This is a genomic window from Ferranicluibacter rubi (genome assembly GCF_011603255.1).
Taxonomy (GTDB): Bacteria; Pseudomonadota; Alphaproteobacteria; order Rhizobiales; family Rhizobiaceae; genus Ferranicluibacter; species Ferranicluibacter rubi.
The window spans coordinates 285,829-301,218 of the sequence record NZ_JAANCM010000003.1 but is presented as its reverse complement, the minus strand read 5'-3'; the positions used below and the strand labels follow the sequence as shown (position 1 = coordinate 301,218).

General features: G+C 63.4%; 17 protein-coding genes. 11 read left to right on the top strand and 6 right to left on the bottom strand.

The features are described 5' to 3' along the window. Positions 1 to 24: 24 nt before the first annotated feature. Genes G8E10_RS08090 through G8E10_RS08080 form a run of 3 tightly spaced genes read right to left on the bottom strand, consistent with a single transcriptional unit; the run spans position 25 to position 2,347 of the window. Complete coding sequence (locus G8E10_RS08090) at positions 25 to 744, bottom strand: SDR family NAD(P)-dependent oxidoreductase (RefSeq protein WP_110801645.1); 720 nt, start codon at positions 742 to 744, stop codon at positions 25 to 27. Further along, the gene (locus tag G8E10_RS08085) at positions 741 to 1,814 is read right to left on the bottom strand and encodes a 2,3-butanediol dehydrogenase (RefSeq protein ID WP_110801646.1); all 1,074 of its coding nucleotides are present in this window, start codon (positions 1,812 to 1,814) and stop codon (positions 741 to 743) included. Before G8E10_RS08085 ends, G8E10_RS08090 begins: the two co-directional genes overlap by 4 nt. Then, positions 1,814 to 2,347, bottom strand: coding sequence for a 2,4'-dihydroxyacetophenone dioxygenase family protein (locus G8E10_RS08080; RefSeq protein WP_110801647.1), 534 nt, complete (start codon positions 2,345 to 2,347; stop codon positions 1,814 to 1,816). Before G8E10_RS08080 ends, G8E10_RS08085 begins: the two co-directional genes overlap by 1 nt. A 259-nt stretch (positions 2,348 to 2,606) precedes the next feature. Here G8E10_RS08080 and G8E10_RS08075 point away from each other — a divergent pair, with 259 nt between their 5' ends. From G8E10_RS08075 to G8E10_RS08055, 5 genes are read left to right on the top strand one after another with little or no spacing between them, the layout of a single operon-like run. Next, positions 2,607 to 3,884, top strand: a complete 1,278-nt coding sequence (locus G8E10_RS08075) for an ABC transporter substrate-binding protein (RefSeq protein ID WP_132665025.1) — start codon at positions 2,607 to 2,609, stop codon at positions 3,882 to 3,884. Beyond that, entirely contained in the window at positions 3,872 to 4,636 is a 765-nt protein-coding gene (locus G8E10_RS08070; RefSeq protein WP_486187681.1) for an ABC transporter ATP-binding protein, read from the top strand. Before G8E10_RS08075 ends, G8E10_RS08070 begins: the two co-directional genes overlap by 13 nt. Then, a complete protein-coding gene (locus tag G8E10_RS08065) occupies positions 4,633 to 5,367 on the top strand; it encodes an ABC transporter ATP-binding protein (RefSeq protein WP_110801648.1) in 735 nt (244 codons plus the stop codon). Before G8E10_RS08070 ends, G8E10_RS08065 begins: the two co-directional genes overlap by 4 nt. After that, positions 5,354 to 6,211 carry a branched-chain amino acid ABC transporter permease gene (locus G8E10_RS08060; RefSeq protein ID WP_110801649.1) on the top strand — a complete coding sequence of 286 codons (858 nt, stop codon included), beginning with the start codon at positions 5,354 to 5,356 and terminating at the stop codon, positions 6,209 to 6,211. Before G8E10_RS08065 ends, G8E10_RS08060 begins: the two co-directional genes overlap by 14 nt. A 15-nt stretch (positions 6,212 to 6,226) precedes the next feature. Further along, entirely contained in the window at positions 6,227 to 7,225 is a 999-nt protein-coding gene (locus G8E10_RS08055) for a branched-chain amino acid ABC transporter permease (protein WP_110801650.1), read from the top strand. A gap of 36 nt (positions 7,226 to 7,261) precedes the next feature. On the opposite strand, the gene G8E10_RS08050 is transcribed toward G8E10_RS08055, so the two are convergent. Continuing rightward, the gene (locus G8E10_RS08050; protein ID WP_167128161.1) at positions 7,262 to 8,275 is read right to left on the bottom strand and encodes a LacI family DNA-binding transcriptional regulator; all 1,014 of its coding nucleotides are present in this window, start codon (positions 8,273 to 8,275) and stop codon (positions 7,262 to 7,264) included. 33 nt (positions 8,276 to 8,308) lie between these two features. After that, the gene (locus tag G8E10_RS08045; RefSeq protein WP_110801652.1) at positions 8,309 to 9,067 is read right to left on the bottom strand and encodes an SDR family oxidoreductase; all 759 of its coding nucleotides are present in this window, start codon (positions 9,065 to 9,067) and stop codon (positions 8,309 to 8,311) included. A 141-nt stretch (positions 9,068 to 9,208) separates the two neighbouring features. Between G8E10_RS08045 and G8E10_RS08040 the strand changes: the two genes are divergently transcribed. Then, positions 9,209 to 10,156, top strand: a complete 948-nt coding sequence (locus G8E10_RS08040; RefSeq protein ID WP_132665038.1) for a 2-hydroxyacid dehydrogenase — start codon at positions 9,209 to 9,211, stop codon at positions 10,154 to 10,156. Between the two features lie 10 nt (positions 10,157 to 10,166). Beyond that, positions 10,167 to 11,198: an L-idonate 5-dehydrogenase gene (locus G8E10_RS08035; protein ID WP_110801653.1), complete on the top strand. Its 1,032-nt coding sequence runs from the start codon at positions 10,167 to 10,169 to the stop codon at positions 11,196 to 11,198. A 28-nt stretch (positions 11,199 to 11,226) separates the two neighbouring features. On the opposite strand, the gene G8E10_RS08030 is transcribed toward G8E10_RS08035, so the two are convergent. Then, on the bottom strand, positions 11,227 to 12,165 hold the full coding sequence (locus tag G8E10_RS08030) for a LysR family transcriptional regulator (protein WP_132712384.1): 939 nt from the start codon (positions 12,163 to 12,165) through the stop codon (positions 11,227 to 11,229). 124 nt (positions 12,166 to 12,289) lie between these two features. Here G8E10_RS08030 and G8E10_RS08025 point away from each other — a divergent pair, with 124 nt between their 5' ends. The 4 genes from G8E10_RS08025 to G8E10_RS08010 all read left to right on the top strand — a co-directional run bounded on the left by G8E10_RS08025 (position 12,290) and on the right by G8E10_RS08010 (position 15,384). After that, positions 12,290 to 13,129 carry a transporter substrate-binding domain-containing protein gene (locus G8E10_RS08025; protein ID WP_110801655.1) on the top strand — a complete coding sequence of 280 codons (840 nt, stop codon included), beginning with the start codon at positions 12,290 to 12,292 and terminating at the stop codon, positions 13,127 to 13,129. 118 nt (positions 13,130 to 13,247) lie between these two features. Beyond that, positions 13,248 to 13,946, top strand: coding sequence for an amino acid ABC transporter permease (locus G8E10_RS08020; protein ID WP_110801656.1), 699 nt, complete (start codon positions 13,248 to 13,250; stop codon positions 13,944 to 13,946). Then, a complete protein-coding gene (locus tag G8E10_RS08015) occupies positions 13,946 to 14,656 on the top strand; it encodes an amino acid ABC transporter permease (RefSeq protein ID WP_110801657.1) in 711 nt (236 codons plus the stop codon). The genes G8E10_RS08020 and G8E10_RS08015 overlap by 1 nt, the downstream gene beginning before the upstream one ends. Next, complete coding sequence (locus G8E10_RS08010; RefSeq protein ID WP_110801658.1) at positions 14,653 to 15,384, top strand: amino acid ABC transporter ATP-binding protein; 732 nt, start codon at positions 14,653 to 14,655, stop codon at positions 15,382 to 15,384. The genes G8E10_RS08015 and G8E10_RS08010 overlap by 4 nt, the downstream gene beginning before the upstream one ends. The last annotated feature ends 6 nt before the right edge of the window (positions 15,385 to 15,390 follow it).

The following is a 15,390-nucleotide window of genomic DNA, read 5'->3' as shown; positions in this document are numbered from 1 at the left end:
ATCATATCTAAAAAACGGAACGGGTCAAACGGTGAGGTAGCCGCCATCGATCGGCAGGACGATGCCGGTAACGTAGCTCGCGGCCGGACTGGCGAGGTAGACGATCGCATCGGCGATCTCCCGGGCTTCGCCCCAGCGGGCAAAGGGGATGCGCGCCATGATGGGGCCGGAGGCGGCCTCGTTGGCGAACAGGCCCTTGCTCAGCGGCGTGACGATCCAGCCGGGCGCGACCGCGTTGACGCGCACCTCCGGCGCAAATTCCTGCGCAAGAGATTTGGTCAGCTGGACGATGGCACCCTTGGAGGAGGCGTAAGCCGGCCTATCGGCAGCGCCGAAGGTCGCATACATCGAGGCGATGTTGACGATCGCCGAGCCGCTGCCCATCTTCGGCCGCGCCAACCGGGACGCTTCCATGACGGGGAAGAAGTTGATGGACATCACATCCGCAAACGTCTCGGGATTCCACTCGTTCCGGTCGCGACTGACGCCGGCACAGTTGATGAGCACGTCGATGCGCGGCAGCGGATCGAGAAGAGCGGCAAGCACCGCGCCATTGCGGACATCCAATTCCGTTACCGAAACATGCGGTCCAGCCGGCGCTTCCGGACTGCCGGCGTTCAGGCCTGCCACGTGCACCTCGGCACCCAGTTCCGCAAAGGCTGCCGCCGCCGCTGCCCCGATACCCGAGGTGCCGCCGATGACGACGACGGTCTTTTCCTTGAACAGATCCGGCACAAAGCTCATGATCGTTCTCCTTTTTCTTGGGGATTGATGAGGATTTTCACATCGTCGCCCGGCTTGCGCAGGCGCTCGAGACCGTCCGTCACCGCGTCGGTCAGCGGGACGTCCCGCGTAACGATCCGCGACGGATCGAAGAGGCCGCTTGCGATCATGCCGATCAGGTCGGGATAGATGTCCCGATAGCCGACGGAGGCGATGAGCTCCAACTCGCGGTTGACCATGTCGAAGCCGTCGAGTGAGACCCGACCGTTACAGAGACCAACGAGGACCACGCGGCCGCCCTTGCGAACCGAAGCGAACGCCGCGTCGAGCGTCGATTGGATGCCGACGGCCTCGAAGGCGACATCCACGCCGTTTGCGACAGCCGCAAGATCCTGATCCGTGGCGTCTACGATGTCGGTGGCGCCGAGATCGCGCGCCAGGGCCAGGCGCACTTCGGAAACGTCGCTGACGACGACCCGTCTTGCCCCCGCCACACGGGCGAGTTGCGCGATCAGAAGCCCGATCGGACCCGCGCCGGCCACGGCAACGGTATCGCCGGCGCGAACGCGGCCGCGCCGCAAAGCATGCAGGGCAACCGCCGCCGGCTCCAGCACCGCTGCTTGGCGATCCGTCACGGCATCGGGCAGGGGATGCAGCATATAGGCGGGGACGATGGCTTCCTCGGACATTCCGCCCGAACCCATCAGGCCCGCAAATCCCATGTCGATACAGAGATTGTATTCGCCGCGCCGGCAGGCTTCGCAGCTGCCGCATCGATATTCGGGCTCCACCGCCACCCGCGTGCCCACGGCGATCGCGACGCCTGCCGCAGCCTCGGTCACCACGCCCGTGAACTCGTGGCCGATCACGAGTGGCGCCGTTTCACCGGAGACGCGATGCGGTTTCCCAACCGGGATCGCGTGCGGCCCATTCGCATATTCGTGCAGGTCGCTGCCGCAAATGCCGCAAAAGGACACGGCGAGGCGGACCTCGCCGTTTCGCAGCGGTCGGCGCGGGCGACGTTCGATCCGAACATCGCCCGCGCCATGCCAGACAGCAGCCAGAAAGCCGGTGTCGTTTTCCCGAGACATCAGCGGATCAGGGCGTTGATGTAATCGGCGCCGAGGCCGACCTTCTCGTAGTGTTCGCGTGCCATGCGGATGTAGTCGTGCACGTCGAAATAGCCGTTCGGTTCGCCATCCTCGTCCAGCCAGACCAGCGGCCCGGTGACCTTGAAGTGCACCCGCATCGGCTCGTCGCTCTCATAGGCGATCAGCGTGTGCCCTTCACCGGGCGTCTCGTAGACGAAGTCGCCGGCTGTCGCGGTCCAGTCATGTTCGAGGTAACCCCACTTGCCGGAGATCGTGTAGGCGAAGACCTCGTGCGGGTGATAGTGGCGGTTCACGAGCCCGGCCTTCTTCGCCATGAGCACGTCGCACCACATGTTCTTCTCCGGAGAGATCCAGAGCGGCCTCGATGAGACCGTTTCCGTGAACGGGACGTAATATTTGTCGTCCTCGGTCGGAGCATTCGGAAGATAGACTTCCGGTTTCGCGTCCGGCTGAAAGACCTTGGTGATGGGCTTGATATCGCGCCAAAACTCGCTTGTCGCTGCTTCGGGCATGGTGTTCCTCCCTGGATGCCTTCAAGAACGCGCAGCAAAACTGCCGCCATGCTTACAATAGTGATCCTGATCGATCGGGCTTTGCTGAGAAGGACAGAGCTTTTTGCTCTGAGGGAACATTGCATTCCCGGGCCGCGACAAGGCGATTTTCTGGCGCTAACACCGATGTCGGCACGCACTGACGAGGGGGATGCGGGAGGAGCCCGGCTACCGGGAACGCATCGTCTCGTTGGGCGAAACGCCGAAGGGAGGAACCATCATGACGATACCGAAGGTACTGACGCGTCGCACAGCCCTCAAGGGGCTCGGCGTCGGGGCGCTTGCCCTTTCTGCTCCAGCCTATCTGAAAGCAGCCTCCAACCCGACGATCCGCATCGGCTTCGTCAGTCCGCAGACCGGAGCCATGGGCTCGTTCGGCGAGACGGATGCCTATGCGCTGGATTTCATCCGCAAGCATATCGGCGCCGGACTGGACATTCGCGGCACGACCTATGCCGTCGAGATCATCGAGCGGGACTCGCAGTCGAACGCCAACCGGGCGGCGGAAGTGGCCGGCGAGCTGATCCTCAACGAAGAAGTCCAGATCATCATTCCCGCCTCCACGACGGATGTGACATTGCCCGTTTCGGAGCAGGCGGAGCTGAACGGCGTCCCCTCCGTCTCCTCCACCGCCCCCTGGCAGGCCGTCATCATGCCGCGCGGCGGCGATGCCTTCGAGTGGACCTACCATTTCTTCTGGGGCCTCGAAGACATCATCGCGTCGTTCGTCAACATGTGGTCGAGCGCGGAGACGAACAAGAAGGTCGGTCTGCTGCTGCCGCGAAACACGGATGGCGAGGTCTGGGGCAGCGAGGAATTCGGTCTGCCGCCGGCCCTGCGCGCTGCAGGCTTCGAGGTGGTCAAGCCCTCGCTCTTCGAGCCGCGCACCAACGACTTCTCCGCACAGATCGCCGCCTTCAAGAGTGCCGGCTGCGATATCCTCGGCGGGCTCGTCTTTCCTGGCGACTTGCGCACGGCGGCCATCCAATGCGCGCAGCAGGGTTTCAAGCCGAAGATTGCCACGATTGCCGCCGGCCTGCTGTTTCCCTCCGCCGTCGAGGCGCTGGGAAGCCTCGGCAACGGCATGTCGACCGAAGTCTGGTGGACGCCGGCCTTTCCCTATGCCTCCACGCTGACAGGGGAAAGCTCCGCTCAACTGGCGGCCACCTGGGAAGAGAAGACCCGCAAGCAGTGGACCCAGCCCTTGGGATACTCACATGCTATCTGGGAGGTCGTGCTCGATACGCTGAAGCGCGCCGAGGATCCGCTCGATCGGGCTTCTGTGCGCGATGCATTGAAGGCGACCGATCTCACCACAATGGTCGGCAAGGTCAAGTGGGCGAACGGCCCGCACCCCAACGTCTCTAAGACCCCGATTCTCGGCGGGCAGTGGCGCAAGGGCGAAAAATGGCCCTATGATCTGAAGATCGTCGAGGCGAAGACCTATCCGATCATGGAACCCCAGGCCAAGCTGGAGATGATGTCTTGGCAGGGCTGACGGATGCAAGCCCGGAGGGCCACGCCGGACGCGCGGCTCTTCTGTCCGCCCGGAACCTGTCGAAATCCTTCGGTGCTCTGCGCGTGACGCAGGACCTGTCGTTTGAGGTGGGTCGGGGCGAGGTGTTCGGGGTGCTCGGCCCGAACGGGGCCGGCAAAACAACGGTCTTCAACCTCATCAGCGGCGATATCGCCGCCGATGTCGGTGCCGTGGTTCTGGATGGTCAGGATATGACCGGTATTCCCGCCTTCAAGCGGGCCGCAAAGGGGATCGGCCGGACCTACCAGATCCCCCGTCCCTATACGCAGATGTCGACGTTCGAGAACCTGCTGGTCTCCGCGACGTTCGCCGGGCAGATGCGGGGGCAGGCCGCCTACGATCATTGTGCGACGACGCTGGACGAATGCGGACTGGGCGACAAGGCGAACCGCCCGGCGGGCAGCCTGACACTGCTCGACCGCAAGCGGCTGGAACTGGCCCGCGCCATGGCGGGTAAGCCGAAGCTCTTGCTGCTGGACGAGATCGCCGGCGGGCTGACGGATGGCGAGGCGAAGGATCTCGTGACGCTGATCGCGCGGCTGCGGGATCGCGGCGTGACGATCATCTGGATCGAGCACGTGCTGCACGCCATCATGGCCGTCGCGGACCGGATGATGGTGCTGAGCTTTGGTGAGAAGATTGCCGAGGGCAAGCCGGATGCGGTGATGCGGGACGCCGAAGTCCGCCGCGTCTATATGGGGATCGAAGCATGAGCGAAATGCTATTGAAAGCCCGCGCGCTCTGTGGCGGCTACCGCGATTTCCAGGCGCTGTTCTCGATCGATTTCGACGTGGCAAAGGGCGAGGCCGTCGCGCTGGTCGGCGCCAATGGTGCTGGAAAATCCACCCTGTTCAAGACGCTCGTCGGTTTGCTTCCGGTCAAGAGCGGCACACTGACCTTCAATGGGCGCGATATCGCCGCCATGCCCGCGCACACACTGTCGCGCCAGGGACTGGCGCTCGTCCCCGAAGGACGTCGGCTTTTCAAGGGACTGACGGTCGAGGACAATCTGCGCGTTGCTCTGGATCACGCGCGCACCGTCGAGCCGGGTGAAACCGTCTGGACCCTCGAGCGTCTCTACGATCTCTTCCCGATCCTCGCCGAACGGCGTCGGCAGGTGGTCGAGAAACTGTCGGGCGGGCAGCAGCAGATGGTGGCCATCGGCCGCGCGCTCATGGCGCAGCCGAAGCTGCTTCTCTGCGACGAGATCAGCCTCGGCCTCGCACCGAAGGTCATCGGCGAGATCTACGCGATGATCCCCAGCATCCGCGCGACCGGCACTGCCATCGTCATCGTCGAGCAGGACGTATCCCTCGCACAGCGATGCGCCGACCGTATCTACTGCATGCTGGAAGGCCGGATCACCCTGACGGGAGCGTCGTCGGACATCTCTCGCGAGCAGATAACAGAAGCCTATTTCGGGGTGAAACATGCGGTGGGTTGATGCAATCATTCAGGGCACGCTGCTCGGCGGGCTCTATGCCCAGTATGCCATCGGTATGTCGCTGATGTTCGGGGTGATGCGGATCGTCAACATCGCGCATGGCGACCTCGTCGTCCTCTTGGCACTGATCGGCATTTCGCTCGCGGCTGTCTTTGGGCTCGGCCCCGGGTTCCTGGTGCTGCTGCTGGTGCCGATCGGTGCGCTCGTCGGCTGGGCACTTCAACGGTTCATCCTCAACCGGCTCGTGGGCGACGATCCGCTGCCGTCGCTGATCGCGACCTTCGGCATATCCATTGCGCTCCAGAATGCCATGCTCGCCATCTGGTCCGCCGATACGCGGTCGCTCGACGCGGGCGCGTTGGCCAGCAAGTCGTTCCAGATCGGCGAGATGTATATCGGTCTGCTTCCCATCCTCGTCTTCGTCACAGCCGTCATCCTCACGGCGGGCCTGTCCATGGTGCTCAAGGGCACGAAGTTCGGCCGGGCCTTGCGGGCTGCCGCCGCCGACCGGGATGCCGCGACCCTCTCCGGCATCGATACGAAGTCGATCTATGCCAAGGCAACGGCCGTGGCGGTGGGTATTCTGGGGATTGCCGCCGTCTTCCAGGCCACCCGGACGACCATTGCGCCGGCTGATGGCGGCGGGCAGCTGATCTACGCCTTTGAGGCCGTCATCATCGGCGGCATGGGCTCCATCTGGGGTGCCTTCCTCGGTGCGATGGTTCTCGGTATCGCCCAGGTCATCGGCTCGCGGATTGATCCCGGCTGGGGCGTCCTCGCCGGACATCTCGTCTTCCTCGTCGTTCTCGCATGGCGCCCGCAGGGCATCATGTCCCGCAAGTAAAGGAGGGATTGCGACATGACAGATCCTCATTTCGCGACGGTGCACCGTCACACGTCCTCGAGCCGGATTGCCATCGGCTGCGGCCTCCTCCTCGTGCTTGCCATTCCCAGCATGCCGTTCTGGGCGTCGAGCGGCCACATCCGCTGGGCCGTCGAACTCGGCTGCTTCATCGCCATCGCACAGATGTGGAACCTGCTCGCCGGCTATGGCGGCATGGTCTCGGTCGGGCAGCAGGCCTTCATCGGCCTCGGCGGTTACGCCCTCTTCGTTCTCGTCACGCTTTTCGGGGTCGATCCGTTCCTCGCCGTCCCGCTCTCCGTCATCCTGCCCGCGCTCGTCGCGGCACCGGCCTACATGCTGCTGCGGCGCCTCGACGGCCCTTACTTTGCCATCGGCACCTGGGTGCTCGCCGAAGTCCTGCGGCTGATAACCTCCAATATCGGAGCGGTGAATGCGGGTTCCGGCATGACGCTGAAGGCGATGGCGAAGTACAGCGCCCATCAGCGCGAGATCGGCCTGACGCTGCTGGTTGCACTGCTCCTGTTGCTCACCGTCGGCGGAACATATCTGCTCCTGCGCTCGCGGCTGGGTCTGGCGCTGACGGCCATGCGTGACGATGCGGTCGCTGCGTCTTCGCAGGGCGTCAACGTCGGCCGCATGCGCTTCTCGGTCTATCTTCTGGCTGCCGTGGGCACGGGGCTGGCGGGCGCCATCTACTTCATGGCGCAGCTGCGCATATCTCCCACAAGCGGGTTCGATCCCAACTGGTCGTCCATCTGCATCTTCATCGTGATGGTCGGCGGCATCGGGCGCCTCGAAGGTCCGATCATCGGAGCGCTTCTCTACTTCTTTGCCACCCGGCTCTTCGGCCAGTACGGCTCGGCCTACCTCGTCGTCCTCGGCCTCCTCACGCTTGTGGTCGCTATTCGCGCACCCACCGGCCTCTGGGGACTGATGACCCGCCTGCGCCCCTGGCCGTGGTTTCCGACCGGCTACATTCTGACCAAGGGCTAGCGTCGGACGAAGACCATCGGCTCTGTCGCGGAAAATTCAGAGGCTGCTTTGTCGGATGATCAGCCCGGGCTCGATGTTGACCTGCATCGAGCCGGAGGCTCCATTGAGGAGATCGAGAATAAGACTGCCGGTGCGCCGGCCTATCTCACGCGAATGCGCATCGATTGTCGTAAGCGAGGGGACGCAGACACCGGAAATTTCGTAGTTGCCGAAGCCACCGATGGCGATCTGGTCGGGTACGACGATACCGCGCCTCTGGCACTCCGTGAGGGCGCCGAAGGCGGAGAGGTCGGAGACGCAGATAACAACCTTTGTATCGGGGTACTCCTGCAGAAGCCGCGCCATGGCATCGGCGCCTTCCCGCATGGAAATCGGCGGTGCGCCGGCCGCTATCAGGCGAATGTCGTCGTGCCCATGCGCTTTCATGGCCGCGACAAAGCCGCGCCGCCGGTCGCTTCCGCGCGTGTCCCGCCCTTGGTCGCCGCCGATAAACGCGATCCGCTTGTAGCCGACCGAAACGAAATGATCGACCATGGCGCGCACGGCATCGGCGTTCGAGAACCCCACATAATGGCCGATCGGCTGGTCCGGTACGTCCCAGGTCTCGACCACCGGGATCCGGGCATTCTCCAGCAGCCGGCGTGCGCGCGGCGTATGTCGCCCGCCCGTGACGACGATTGCCTGAGGATTGCGCCGCAGCAGCTGCTCGATCAGTTGTTCCTCGACGTCCATGTCGTAATTCGTATAGCCGAGCAGTGTCTGCATGTTTCGGCCGGACAGGATTTCCGACAGGCCTGCGACCGTATCGGCAAAGTTCGCGTTGTTGATCGACGGGATCGTGACCGCGACGAAATCCGTCTTCTGCGAACGAAGGTTTGAGGCCGTCGCATGGAAGATGTAACCGAGTTCCTCGGCCGCGGTTAAGATGGCGCTGCGGGTCTCCGGGCTGATGACGCTATCGGCCTTCAGAGCGCGCGAAACCGTCATGGCGGAAACGCCAGCCTTGCGAGCGACGTCGCTCATCGTCGGCGATTTCCGATCCGAACTCATGGGAAAAGGCTTATCTTCAGGCACGGGCGCATGTCACAGCGAGGCGGTGATGCCACCATCCACATAGAGGATATGGCCGTTGACGAAGGACGATGCGCCGGATGCAAGGAAGATGCAGGCGCCGACCAGCTCTTCGACCTTGCCCCAGCGACCAGCCGGCGTGCGCTTTTCCAGCCATGTCGAAAACGTCTCGTCGGCGACGAGCGCGGCGTTCAGCGGCGTGTCGAAATAACCGGGCGCGATGGCATTGCACTGCAGGCCGTACTTCGCCCAGTCTGTCGCCATGCCCTTCGTCAGATTGCCGACGGCACCCTTGGTCGCGGTATAGGGCGCGATACCGGGGCGGGCGAGCGCCGTCTGGACGCTCGCGATGTTGATGATCTTGCCGGCACCCCGCGCGATCATGTGGCGGGCAACGGCCTGGCCAACATTGAAGACGCTCGACACGTTGGTGCGCAGCAGCCTCTCGAAGGCGTCGGCCGGGAACTCTTCCAGCGGCGTGCGATACTGCATGCCGGCATTGTTGACCAGGATATCGATGGGGCCAACATCCGCCTCGAACCGATCCACCGCCACGCGCGCCGCCTGATGATCGGTGGCGTCGAAGGCGAGATGGTCGACCGGCGTTTCGAATTGCGCTGCCGCTGCCGAAAGCTTCCCCGCATCGCGCCCGTTGAGCACGATATGCGCGCCGGCGGCCTGCAGGCCATGGGCAAGCGCAAGGCCGATCCCTTGTGACGATCCGGTGATCAGAGCCCGTTTCCCGGAAAGGTCGAACAGCCGTAGCGACATGTTTTTCTCCTGATGTCTCTCGACAAAGTCTTCTGGCTCCGTTTATGTTATCGATAACATATCCTGTCAAGCCATTCCCTGGACATGCGGGCCCTGAACATACGGGCCCTTAGCACGAAAGCCCCGAACGCGAGAGCCATGATGACAAAACCGCATATCCTTCAGGTCGGTCCCTATCCGGAATGGGACGAGACTCCCCTGAACGCCGCGTTTGCGGTCCATCGCTATTTCGAGGCGGCGGATAAGCAGGCCTTTCTGGCCGAGATCGGGCCCGACATCCGGGGCATCGCGACGCGTGGCGAACTGGGCGCCAGCCGCGCCATGATCGAGGCGTGTCCGAACCTCGAGGTCATCTCCGTCTATGGCGTCGGTTACGATGCGGTCGATCTCGCCGCCTGCCGGGAACGGGGCATCCGCGTGACCAACACGCCGGACGTGCTGACCAAAGACGTGGCTGATCTCGGCGTCGCCATGATGCTCTGCCAGTCGCGCGGCGTGATCGGTGCGGAAACCTGGGTGCGGGATGGAAGCTGGGCCGGGCGGGGTCTCTATCCCCTGCGCCGCCGGGTCTGGGGCCGTCGTGCGGGCATCCTCGGCCTCGGCCGCATCGGCCTGGAGGTCGCAAAACGGCTGAAGGGCTTCGATATGCAGATCTCCTACAGCAGCACCCGGCCCAAGCCTGAGGCCGATGGCCTGACATTCGTGGCCGATCCCGTCGCGCTCGCGCGGGACGTGGATTTCCTGTTCGTCACGCTGGCGGCCTCTGCCGCCACGCGCCACATCGTCGGCCGCGAGGTCATCGCGGCACTTGGGGAGAATGGAATGCTGATCAACATCTCCCGTGCGTCCAACATCGACGAGGAGGCGCTGCTCGACGCCTTGGAACAGGGAACGCTCGGCTCGGCGGCACTCGACGTGTTCGAGGGCGAGCCCGCGCTCAATCCGCGCTTCCTGGCGCTCGACAACGTCCTCCTCCAGCCGCACCACGCTTCGGGCACCATCGAGACCCGCAAGGCGATGGGGCAGCTGGTTCGCGACAATCTGCAGGCGCACTTTGCCGGCGCGCCGCTCCCAACGCCGGTCCTGTGAGGTTGTTATCATGAAAGCCATTATCGCCCATGCCGCAAAGGATCTCCGCATCGAGGAGACGGCGGACGAGCAGGCCGGTCCCGGCGAGGTCCGGCTGCGGCTTGCCACCGGCGGCATCTGCGGCAGCGACCTGCACTACTATCATCACGGCGGCTTCGGCGCGGTGCGTCTGAAGCAGCCGATGATCCTCGGTCATGAAGTTTCCGCCTATGTCGAGGCTCTGGGCGAAGGCGTTGACGGGCTGGAGATCGGAGACCTCGTCGCCGTGTCGCCATCCAGGCCGTGCCGTACGTGCAAATATTGCCAGCAAGGCCTGCACAATCAGTGCCTGAACATGCGTTTCTACGGCAGCGCCATGCCGTTTCCGCATATTCAGGGCGCCTTCCGCGAGACCCTCGTTGCGGACGCCTACCAGTGCGTTCCCGCCGGCGATCTGTCGCCCGGCGAAGCGGCCATGGCGGAGCCGCTGGCGGTGGTCTTGCATGCGACGCGCCGGGCGGGAGACCTGCTCGGCAAGCGGGTGCTCGTCACTGGCTGCGGACCGATCGGCGTGTTGTCGATCCTGGCTGCGCGGCGTGCCGGTGCCGCGGAGATCGTGGCGATCGACCTTTCCGACTTCACGCTCGCGATGGCAAAATCAGCCGGCGCCGACCGTACGATCAATACGGCAAGCGAACCCGATGCGCTGGCGCCTTACGCGGTGGACAAAGGCACGTTCGACATTCTCTACGAATGCTCGGGGGCTGCACCGGCGTTGCTCGGCGCCATTCCCGCCCTGCGTCCGCGCGGCATCATCGTCCAGCTCGGCCTAGGCGGCGACATGACCCTGCCGATGACGGTGATCACCGCCAAGGAGCTGGACCTGCGTGGCTCGTTCCGCTTCCACGAGGAGTTTGCCACGGGCGTCGCGCTGATGCGCAAGGGCTTGATCGACGTCAAGCCGTTGATCACGCACACCGTTCCGCTCGATGATGCTCTCTCCGCCTTCGACATCGCCTCCGACCGCAGCCGAGCGATGAAGGCGCAGATCGTGTTTTCCTGACGTGCGGCCAGGGAAAGGCCGGCCCTCGTTACCGGCCTTTCCCTGATGTAATGCCCGTCCAACTCCAGTGACCCTCGGCCCCCAGCCTCTCCACGACCGAGAGAACGATGTTACGGACCTCGATGACGGCCCGGCTGGGCGGATGGTTGACCGGCATGTCGAGAACGAGCCGGCGCTGGAGGCCGGGCTTCACCAGTGTCGCGGTCGACAGGCGTTCGTTCTCGTGATCGGCGTAGATGGCACCACGCCCGAGGATCGTGACGCCCAGTCCGGCACGGATGGCGGCCTTCGTGCTCGCCACGCCTTCGATTTCCCGGATGATATTGATCTCGCGCCCGAGCATCAGCGCCTGTCGTTCGAGAAGAATGCGAATCCCGTGTCTGCGCGTGGGCAGGATCAGCGGTAGTCCGAGCGCCTTTTCGATCGTCAGCGTTTCACCGTGCGCAAACTGCCCGTTTGCGCCGACGGCAAACAGCACCTCATCGAACAAAGGGATGGCGGCCGGCTTGGCAACGCCCTCGAGGGTGACGGCGAGATCGTAGAGCTTCGTGTCCACCCCGACGCGCAGCGCCTGGCTGTCCCCCTCGCTGATCGTCAGTCGCACCTTGGGAAAGCGCTGCGCGCACGCTTCGATGACGGGAATGCCGAGGATCGGGCTGATCGAGCCGAGAATGCCCAGCGACACGTCGCCGCTCGGATGTTTTGCCTGTTCCTTCGTCGCGATCTCCGCCTGATCGACGGCCCTGAGGATCGCCTGGGCGTGGGTCAGCAGCGTCTGGCCGGCCGCCGTCGCCGTCACGCCGCGCGGCGTCCTGTTGAGCAGCAGAACCCCAAGCTGCTCCTCCAGTGCCCGCATGTGCGAACTCAACGCCGGCTGCGCGACACCCAGTTCACCGGCTGCGCGGGTAAACGAACCGAGTTCCGCGATCTTGCTGAAATACCGCATCTTCAAAAGATCGAGCGTCATCGTCTCATGCCCAGTCCATATCGAATGCATATATCTATTATGCTCAATATATATTTGTTCGAATGCCCGGCAATCGGTAAATGTTTTCCACCAGCGAGAGGATGCGCTGTTGGGGAGGATCGATATGAACATGAAGCAAATTCTGGGGGCCGTCATCTTTGTCGGCGCAGCCTCACTATCCACGACAGCGAAGGCGGAACTGCTCGACGATATCAAGGCGGCGGGAACCCTGAACTGCGGCGTGCTGACCAATTCGCCGCCGCTCGGTTTCCAGGATGTGAAGACACGCGAGCCTGCCGGCTACGAAATCGAGATTTGCCAGAAACTTGCAAAATCGCTCGGCGTTACGGCGAAGCTCACCGCCGTTTCTCCCCAGACCCGCATGGCGGAGCTGACGCAGGGACGCGTCGATATCCTGGCGTCGCTGCTCAGCTACAGCAAGCAACGTGCCGAACAGGTCGATTTCAGCGGTGCCTACATCGCCGAAGACTTCAACTTCGTCGTCCTCGATAAGTCGGACATCAAGACGGTGGACGATCTCGCAGGCCAGCGCATCGGCCTCGTCAAGGGCTCGGTGCTGATCCCGATCACAGAGAAGCGGCTTCCGGACGCCCGTGTTCTTTCCTTCGAGACGAGCGCCGCTTCGTTCCTCGCCCTGCAGCAGGGTAAGGTAAAGGCGACGGTCTATCGCTACTCCGAAGGCAAGGCGGTCGAGCGCAATGCCGGGGCGGATATCAACAAGCTCCGTTTCCTCGATGAGCCGCTCCTGTCCATGCCGTCCGGCTTCGCGTTCCGCAAGGGATCGCCGGAACTCGTCAAGGCGACGAATGCCTTTCTCGCATCGCTGGAAACATCCGGCGAGGGACAGGCCCTCTACGACAAGTGGCTGGGCAAGGACAGCGACCTGAAGGCGACCCGGAAATTCGAATTCGGCAAGCCGCAGGAAACCTGGTTCACAAACTGAGACATCATCGGCATTGACGGTTCCGCGGCCTTCCGGCGCGGAACCGTCCCACAGGTCAGGACGGCGACGGTGATGCGCGTGGAAGCGTGTGTCCTGTCCCAGGCGAGACGTTTTTCCTATGGGCTATCAGCTTGATTTCAGAAAGGTTCTGCAGGGCGAGTACTTCGGTCTCATTCTGCAAGGGCTCCAGACGACGATGGTTCTCTTCGTCATTTCCTGGGTACTGGGGCTGATCCTCGCAATCTTCCTGACGGTGGTGCGGGCCATCGAATTCCGGCCGACGCAGTTTCTGGTCGCAGCCTTCGTCGAGTATCACCGCAACGTACCGATCCTGATCCAGCTGTTCGTCTGGTACTTCGGCTTCGCCGTGGTGCTGCCGGATGTCGTCAACGACTACCTCAACGATGTCGGTGCCGAGATCGGTTACGCCATCGTGGCGCTGGCGCTGAACAAGGCGGCCTATATGTCGGAGGATTTCCGCAGCGGGCTTCGCTCCATCCATCCGGCGCAGATGGAAGCCGCCCGCGCCATCGGTCTTACCTATCTCGGCGCGATGAAATGGGTGATCCTGCCGCAGGCCTGGCGGCTGGCGCTGCCGGCCCTGCTCGGCCAGACGCTGATCCTGTTCAAGGGCACCAGCCTTGCCGCCGGTATCGGCGTGGCGGAACTCAGCTATCAGGCACGCTATGTCGAGGAGCAATCCTTCCGGATCTTCGAGGCCTACGGCGTCGTCACCGCGATCTACATGGTGATTTCGTTTGCGATCATGTGGGCCTCGTCGGTTCTGTCCTCACGCTACCGGCTGAGGGTCAAGTGATGCTGGATATCCTTCAGGAATACGGCGTTCTCCTTCTCATCGGCGAGTATCCGCACGGCAAGCTCGGCGGTCTGGCGATGACGCTCATCATCTCCTTCGTCAGCCTGATCGTGACGTTTCCCTGCGCCATTCTCATCGCGCTCGCCCGGACGGGAAAAAACAAGCCTCTGAAAAGACTGGCCAGCGGCTTCGTGCACTGCGTGCGCGCCATTCCGCTGCTGATGTTGATCTTCTGGGCCTATTTTGCGCTTCCCGTCGTCATCGGCATACCGATCGATGCGACCTATACGCTGATCATCGCCATCGTCATCTATCAGACAGCCTATCTCGGCGAGATCATCGCTTCCGGCATCGAAGGTCTGCCCAAGGGGCAGATGGAAGCGGCCGAAGCGCTCGGTCTCGGTTACATCCCGACGACGTTCCGCATCCTGTTGCCGCAGGCGCTGTTCAACGTCATCCCCGGCATCGTCAACCAGTTGACGACGATCATCAAGGAATCCTCGCTAGGCTCGATCATCGCCGTGCCGGAACTCTCTTATGCCATGCTTCAGGTGAACTCGAACGAGGTCACCAAGCCCTTGCAGATCTTCGGCATTCTCGCCGCCACCTATTTCGTTCTCTGCTTTGCGCTGAGCCAGGCAACGGGCGTGCTGGAACGGCGCATTTCCAACCGGCGAACCGGCCGGGTCGTCGTGGGGGCCGTGGCATGATCGAGTTTCACAGCGTCTCCAAGCGCTATGGCGCGCTGCAGGTCATCCACGATGTCTCGGCCACGGTCGAGAAAGGCACGACCATCGTGCTCTGTGGTCCCTCGGGTTCGGGCAAGTCCACGCTGGTGCGCACGGTCAACCGGCTGGAGCCGATCCAGTCGGGACGGATCACGGTCGCCGGGCGCGATATCCACGAGAAGTCCGTCGATGTGAATACGTTGCGCTCGGGCATCGGCTTCGTCTTCCAGCAGTTTAACCTGTTTCCGCACCTGACGGTCGTTGACAACGTAATGCTGCCGCTGCGTCGCCTTCGCGGGCAGTCGCGCAGACAGGCGCTGCCGACGGCCATGCTGATGCTGGAACGGGTCGGCCTTGCCGATCGGGCGCAGTCGCTGCCGGCCGATATCTCGGGCGGGCAGGCGCAGCGGGTGGCCATTGCCCGTTCGCTGATCCTCAAGCCCGAGATCCTGATCCTCGACGAGCCGACCAGCGCGCTCGATCCGGAAATGGTTGGCGAGGTGCTGAAGCTGCTGCGCGAGCTTTCCGCCGGCGGCATCACGCTGATGTGCGTCACCCACGAAATGGGCTTCGCCCGCGAGGTGGCCGACCGCATCTGGTTCCTCAAAAGCGGGCGACTGACGTTCGACGCCAGCCCTGACCTGTTCTTCTCGCAAGAGGCGCATCCCGACGTGCGGGGCTTCCTCTCCTCCATCCACCGCAATCACTGAAACAGT

Bases quoted from the DNA above. Each gene is read 5' to 3' on its own strand.
- G8E10_RS08090 (WP_110801645.1), bottom strand. From the start codon at position 744: ATGAGCTTTGTGCCGGATCTGTTCAAGGAAAAGACCGTCGTCGTCATC.
- G8E10_RS08085 (WP_110801646.1), bottom strand. From the start codon at position 1,814: ATGTCTCGGGAAAACGACACCGGCTTTCTGGCTGCTGTCTGGCATGGC.
- G8E10_RS08080 (WP_110801647.1), bottom strand. From the start codon at position 2,347: ATGCCCGAAGCAGCGACAAGCGAGTTTTGGCGCGATATCAAGCCCATC.
- G8E10_RS08075 (WP_132665025.1), top strand. From the start codon at position 2,607: ATGACGATACCGAAGGTACTGACGCGTCGCACAGCCCTCAAGGGGCTC.
- G8E10_RS08065 (WP_110801648.1), top strand. From the start codon at position 4,633: ATGAGCGAAATGCTATTGAAAGCCCGCGCGCTCTGTGGCGGCTACCGC.
- G8E10_RS08060 (WP_110801649.1), top strand. From the start codon at position 5,354: ATGCGGTGGGTTGATGCAATCATTCAGGGCACGCTGCTCGGCGGGCTC.
- G8E10_RS08055 (WP_110801650.1), top strand. From the start codon at position 6,227: ATGACAGATCCTCATTTCGCGACGGTGCACCGTCACACGTCCTCGAGC.
- G8E10_RS08050 (WP_167128161.1), bottom strand. From the start codon at position 8,275: ATGAGTTCGGATCGGAAATCGCCGACGATGAGCGACGTCGCTCGCAAG.
- G8E10_RS08045 (WP_110801652.1), bottom strand. From the start codon at position 9,067: ATGTCGCTACGGCTGTTCGACCTTTCCGGGAAACGGGCTCTGATCACC.
- G8E10_RS08040 (WP_132665038.1), top strand. From the start codon at position 9,209: ATGACAAAACCGCATATCCTTCAGGTCGGTCCCTATCCGGAATGGGAC.
- G8E10_RS08035 (WP_110801653.1), top strand. From the start codon at position 10,167: ATGAAAGCCATTATCGCCCATGCCGCAAAGGATCTCCGCATCGAGGAG.
- G8E10_RS08030 (WP_132712384.1), bottom strand. From the start codon at position 12,165: ATGACGCTCGATCTTTTGAAGATGCGGTATTTCAGCAAGATCGCGGAA.
- G8E10_RS08025 (WP_110801655.1), top strand. From the start codon at position 12,290: ATGAACATGAAGCAAATTCTGGGGGCCGTCATCTTTGTCGGCGCAGCC.
- G8E10_RS08020 (WP_110801656.1), top strand. From the start codon at position 13,248: ATGGGCTATCAGCTTGATTTCAGAAAGGTTCTGCAGGGCGAGTACTTC.
- G8E10_RS08015 (WP_110801657.1), top strand. From the start codon at position 13,946: ATGCTGGATATCCTTCAGGAATACGGCGTTCTCCTTCTCATCGGCGAG.
- G8E10_RS08010 (WP_110801658.1), top strand. From the start codon at position 14,653: ATGATCGAGTTTCACAGCGTCTCCAAGCGCTATGGCGCGCTGCAGGTC.